The 5,729-nt window shown below is 44.2% G+C and carries 5 protein-coding genes; all 5 read right to left on the bottom strand.

The genetic code is table 11. The features are described 5' to 3' along the window. Positions 1–299: 299 nt before the first annotated feature. Positions 300–1,583, bottom strand: coding sequence for a tyrosine-type recombinase/integrase (locus B7Y67_RS09910; RefSeq protein ID WP_293598505.1), 1,284 nt, complete (start codon positions 1,581–1,583; stop codon positions 300–302). A 160-nt stretch (positions 1,584–1,743) separates the two neighbouring features. After that, complete coding sequence (guaA, locus tag B7Y67_RS09905) at positions 1,744–3,351, bottom strand: glutamine-hydrolyzing GMP synthase (RefSeq protein ID WP_293598504.1); 1,608 nt, start codon at positions 3,349–3,351, stop codon at positions 1,744–1,746. Positions 3,352–3,400: 49 nt separating this feature from the next. Then, positions 3,401–4,867, bottom strand: coding sequence for an IMP dehydrogenase (gene guaB, locus B7Y67_RS09900; protein ID WP_293598503.1), 1,467 nt, complete (start codon positions 4,865–4,867; stop codon positions 3,401–3,403). Between the two features lie 26 nt (positions 4,868–4,893). After that, complete coding sequence (locus B7Y67_RS09895; protein ID WP_293598502.1) at positions 4,894–5,244, bottom strand: RnfH family protein; 351 nt, start codon at positions 5,242–5,244, stop codon at positions 4,894–4,896. Further along, the gene (locus B7Y67_RS09890; RefSeq protein WP_293598501.1) at positions 5,237–5,668 is read right to left on the bottom strand and encodes a type II toxin-antitoxin system RatA family toxin; all 432 of its coding nucleotides are present in this window, start codon (positions 5,666–5,668) and stop codon (positions 5,237–5,239) included. Before B7Y67_RS09890 ends, B7Y67_RS09895 begins: the two co-directional genes overlap by 8 nt. Positions 5,669–5,729 lie beyond the last annotated feature (61 nt).

Below are 5,729 nucleotides of genomic sequence, written 5' to 3'. Positions count from 1 at the left end.
AGACGATATAAAGCGATTGTGAATGCGAGTGGTATGTGGGTTGAGACTATTTTGTATGCGCAAAATCAAGCGCAAGCATATAAATTATTTCAAACAATATTTGGAAGTGGCAATGTGCCCCATCAACCAACACAACTTTAGTACTATGAAGATACTTGAAATTACTGCAATTAAGCCTCCCACTCCACAACAAGCACGGATTGACGTACTTAAGAGACAAAAGGATGCTAGTACGAAAGCATTAAAGGCTGAAAGGGATAGACAGAAGATTGCTAAGGCGAGACAGACTATTGCTAATGTTAGTTTGGAATAAGCATACCGTCTTTAAGCGTATAACCAGCAAATGCATTAGCAATTAACTTAGCGTCTGTCGTGTGGTAATACGTATTTTCGATTTGTGTTGTGCTTGTGCCAGCTATTTCTGCGACTGATGTTGGCACTAATCCACTATTAACTTTACTTGTAATGTAATAGTGTCTGAAGCTATAAGGCACTATGTTGCGTTTAGCTAAGTTATTAACCTTTGCCAATTTCATTATTTTGTCAAAGTGATAAGCTATGGCACGATTACTGATTGGCTTTTCACCATTCACACTAAACACCAATGTATTACCAAAAGCAATCTGCTCTTTTTTATCTTTAAGTTTTTGTAGTGCTGTGATGCGTGGGTATTGCAAATTAAATAAATCTTCAAAATACCCAATATCTTTTTCAACAATCCTGCGTGTTTTATTAACCTTACTTGTTTCACCTCTAATTGTTAGCTTTACTAATCCATAATCTTTACCAGCAACCTTGTGTTCAAACACTTCGTGGTCACGCCACTCTAACTGTATTTGTTCACCTCTACGCAATCCAAACATTAAGCTAATCATTAAGTAGTAACCAGCAATAGCTTTAACCAAGTTACCAGTTTCATTAATATTTTGCTGTGCATCTGCAATATATTTCGCTAATTCATCACGCACATCGCTAATCTCATCATCTGTAAAGCTATTGCGTCTTAAACTTTCATCACCTCTATCTACACGCTTTAACTTAGTAAATTCAAAACTATTAATTCTTGTTTCGTTTTTCTTAAATAGCCACTTCATCATTGCGTTAATCGTAGCTTGCTCGTTTTCTACAGTTGTGGGACTAACTGTTTGCTTTTTACCTAAACCCTCTTGTCTTTTTGTATAGTAATCTTTACAAGCCTCAATCCCTAATTCCCTTAACTTAACATCACGCCCAATGTAATCAAGCCAATGTTCTAAGTGTGTTTTTATTGTGCTAAATCTACCTTTAGTAATAACCAAGCCAATTTCCGTAGCTCTATAGTCTAAGTATTTTTCTACGCCCCACTTAGTTGTTTTACTAAAGTAATTAGCACCAGCATATTCCTTAGCTTTAATGTCGTAGTAGTGCTTCTTAGCTTCTTCTTTAGCTGTGTTTAAGTTAGTCGTATTCAAGCTCAAACGCACATACTTACGTTCTTTAGTAAGCCACAACCTAAATTGCCAATACTCTCCACGCTTGTAAATAACAGCGTCTTCAAATACAACAATCTCTGTTCCGTTAGTTTTAACTTTTTTAGTTGGCATTTAATTTACGTGTAGCTGTCTAATTTCATAGCTACAAAAATGTGTAACTATTTCAACTACTGTAAATTAAATTTATAATAATTACAACGGCTTAGTGAGTTGTGTGCAACTTTTGTGCCACTAGCATTTCCTTTAAAATCAAGGACTTACAATCGTGTTTTCACTCCCACTCGATAGTTGCAGGAGGTTTTCCGCTAATGTCGTAGACCACGCGATTAATGCCGCGTACTTCATTAATAATGCGATTGGATACCTTACCCAGTAACTCATGTGGCAAGTGAGCCCAGTGCGCAGTCATAAAGTCTTGCGTTTGCACTGCTCTGAGGGCAACAACGTATTCGTAGGTTCTACCGTCGCCCATTACACCGACAGACTTAACTGGTAAGAAAACGGCAAATGCCTGACTGGTAAGGTCATACCAAGATTTTTGACTAGCTTCATCAATCGTATTGCGTAGCTCTTCAATAAAGATCGCGTCAGCCCGTTGCAGTAAGTCGGCAAATTCTGATTTCACTTCACCCAAGATGCGAACACCAAGACCAGGCCCTGGGAAAGGATGGCGATAGACCATCTCACGCGGCAAACCTAAGGCAACGCCGAGTTCGCGCACTTCATCTTTAAATAATTCACGTAATGGCTCAAGCAACTTCAGATGCATATCTTCAGGCAAGCCACCCACATTGTGATGACTCTTAATCGTATGCGCGCCTTTCTTACCCTTACCAGCAGACTCAATGACGTCTGGGTAAATAGTTCCTTGAGCAAGCCACTTGGCATTTTCGATCTTGCCAGACTCAGCCTGGAAAATCTCAACGAATTCTTTGCCAATAATTTTGCGCTTGGCCTCTGGATCAGCGACGCCAGCCAGCTCAGACATAAATTTCTCTTTGGCATCCACGCGAATGACTTTGACACCGAGGTTACGGGCAAACATTTCCATCACCATGTCGCCTTCGTTTAAACGAAGCAAGCCATGATCAACAAATACGCAAGTCAGCTGCTCACCAATCGCACGATGGATTAATGCGGCAGCCACACTAGAGTCAACGCCGCCAGACAAACCGAGAATAACTTCTTCCTCGCCAACTTGCTTGCGAATATGCTCAACTGCTTCGCTAATATAGTCACCCATTACCCAGTCTGGATTGCACTTGCAAATCTCATGGACAAAGCGAGCCAAGATAGCCTCACCTTGCAAGGTGTGAGTGACTTCAGGATGGAATTGGAATGCATAGAAACGACGCTCTTCGTCAGCCATACCCGCAATCGGACAAGACTCTGTTGAAGCCATTAACTTAAATGCTGGTGGTAGTGTAGTAACTGAATCACCATGACTCATCCACACTTTCAGAATGCCGTGGCCTTCGCTAGTGGAGAAGTCCTGAATACCTTTGAGCAAATTGGTATGGCCATGGGCGCGCACTTCTGAGTAGCCGAACTCACGCGCTTTACCCAAAGATTCAGCGGAAGCAACGGCACCACCGAGTTGAGTCGCCATAGTTTGCATGCCATAGCAAATACCGAGAACAGGAACACCTAATTCAAAAACGATTTGTGGTGCACGAGGACTTCCCTCTTCTGTAACCGAGCTTGGTCCACCGGAAAGAATGATTCCCTTACCACCCTGCTCTTGAATAAATTTGCGAATGAATTCTGGATCGCAATCGTAAGGATGGATTTCAGAATAGACGCGGGCATCACGCACGCGTCGGGCAATTAATTGGGTGACTTGTGAACCAAAGTCGAGAATCAGTATTTTGTCGTGCACGAAAGGATCAGTCTTTAATTCAGCCTTAATTTCAGCTTTTGTTTACTCGTTAATCAATATGGTAATTGGGCGCTTCCTTAGTGATCTTCACATCATGAACGTGTGACTCGCGTACACCCGCTGAAGTGATTTCCACGAAATTCGCTTTCTCATGAAGTTCATCAATCGTTTTGCAACCCAAGTAACCCATTGACGAACGAATACCGCCAGTCAGTTGATGCAAGATGGCAAGGACGCTACCTTTGTAAGGAACTTGACCTTCAATGCCTTCTGGCACCAACTTCTCGGCATTCGCTGCACTAATGTCGCTTTGGAAATAACGATCAGCAGAACCATCGGCCATCGCGCCTAAGGAACCCATGCCGCGATAGCTCTTGTAGGAGCGACCTTGATACAGGAATACCTCACCAGGAGCTTCTTCAGTGCCAGCAAACATGCCGCCCATCATGACAGAGCTTGCACCAGCAGCTAAGGCTTTAGCGACGTCACCTGAGTAACGCACGCCACCGTCAGCAATTAAAGGAATGCCTGTACCTTTGAGTGCGGCAGCCACATTCACAATCGCGCTAATTTGAGGAACACCTACACCCGCAACAATACGAGTTGTACAAATAGAGCCTGGGCCAATACCTACCTTAACGCCATCAGCACCATGGTCAGCCAATGCTCTAGCGGCATCGCCGGTAGCAATATTTCCGCCAATCACTTGTACATGAGGATAATTTTTCTTGACCCACTTAACGCGATCTAATACGCCTTGGCTATGGCCGTGAGCGGTATCCACCACAATCACATCAACGCCTGCGCGAACTAAGAGCTCAATGCGCTCATCGTTATCAGGACCTACGCCGACAGCAGCGCCAACGCGCAATTTACCTTCGCTATCTTTACAAGCATTTGGATGCTCAGTGGCTTTCAAAATATCTTTAACAGTGATGAGGCCGCGCAATTCAAACTTGTCGTTAACCACCAGCACGCGCTCTAAGCGATGCTGACTCATTAAGCGCTTTGCCTCTTCTAGAGAGCAACCCTCTTTAACTGTAATCAAGTGCTCACGTGGAGTCATCTTAGTTTTGACCGGCGCATACAAGTCTTCTTCAAAGCGTAAGTCGCGGTTGGTAATAATGCCCACCACTTCTTTACCAGTCAGCACCGGGAATCCAGAAAAGCCATGCTCACGAGAAAGTTGAATAACTTGACCTAGTGTGGCATCGGGGCTCACCGTAATGGGGTCACGCAAAATGCCAGACTCGTAACGTTTGACCTTAGCCACTTCCCTAGCCTGTTCAGCAGGCTTGAGATTTTTATGAACAATACCAATGCCACCTTCGCTGGCCATGGCAATTGCCAAGCGGCCTTCAGTGACAGTATCCATCGCTGCGGACACCAAAGGTGTATTGAGTGAAATATCTCGAGTTAACTTACTTGCCAAGCTGGCATCTCGAGGGAGTACCGAAGAATAAGCCGGTACAAGGAGCACATCGTCAAAAGTGAGTGCTTTTTGAATGAGTCGCATGCAAAACCCCTAGTCGCAAAAACCGATTATAGCCTCCTAGCCTTTCTTTTAGCTGCAGCAGCCTGGAATTTGGCATCTTGCTTCTGGTTAGCCCTCTTGCGGCGCACAGCTTTAGGGTCCACCAGTAGGGGTGAATACAGTTCCAGACGGTCACCTTCATAAATAGGGCTATCCCAATCCTTGCGCTTGCCAAAGACGCCAAAACAGCCTTTTCTGACCAAGATAGGATCATCGGAGCCCTGGGCGATTCCGGCTTTAACCAGGGCTAGGCCCACTGTTGGAGCTTCGGAGGGTGATAAATGGAGTGTGAAGGGATTTAATTTGGGCTCACCTAGGCGGGCATCACAAATCAGAATCTCCATAGACTGATTAGCCATAGAGGTCTTCAGCTCGCTTAACGAAGCAATCCACAAAGGTACCTGCGATATGGCCGAATACCGGGCCAATGATCTTGTCTAGGATGACGCTCTTGAACTCCCAATGGAGCTTGAATTCCACCTTGCAGGCATCTTCCTTGAGGGGGATAAAGTTCCACTGCCCAGAAAAATGCTTGAAAGGACCATCCACAAAGACCATATCAATGGTTTCAGGGCGGTGATTGATGTTTCGAGTATGAAAGTACTGATTAATACCCTTAAAGTGGATATTGATTTTGGCATCTAAAACAGTATCAGATTGCTCAAAAATTTCCACCCCGCCACACCAGGGCAGGAACTCAGGGTAGCGCGCAACGTCGGTGACTAAGCCATACATGCGGTCGGCCGATTGGCCAATTAAAACGGTCTTGTAGACGTCTGCCATAATCGATCTTGAGAAGCTAAATAAATATGAGTATCGTCGATAACAAAAAAGCCTTCTTCGA

This window comes from Polynucleobacter sp. 35-46-11 (assembly GCF_002281105.1).
Note: the sequence above shows the minus strand (reverse complement) of the source record. Positions and strands in the feature narration are given on the sequence as shown.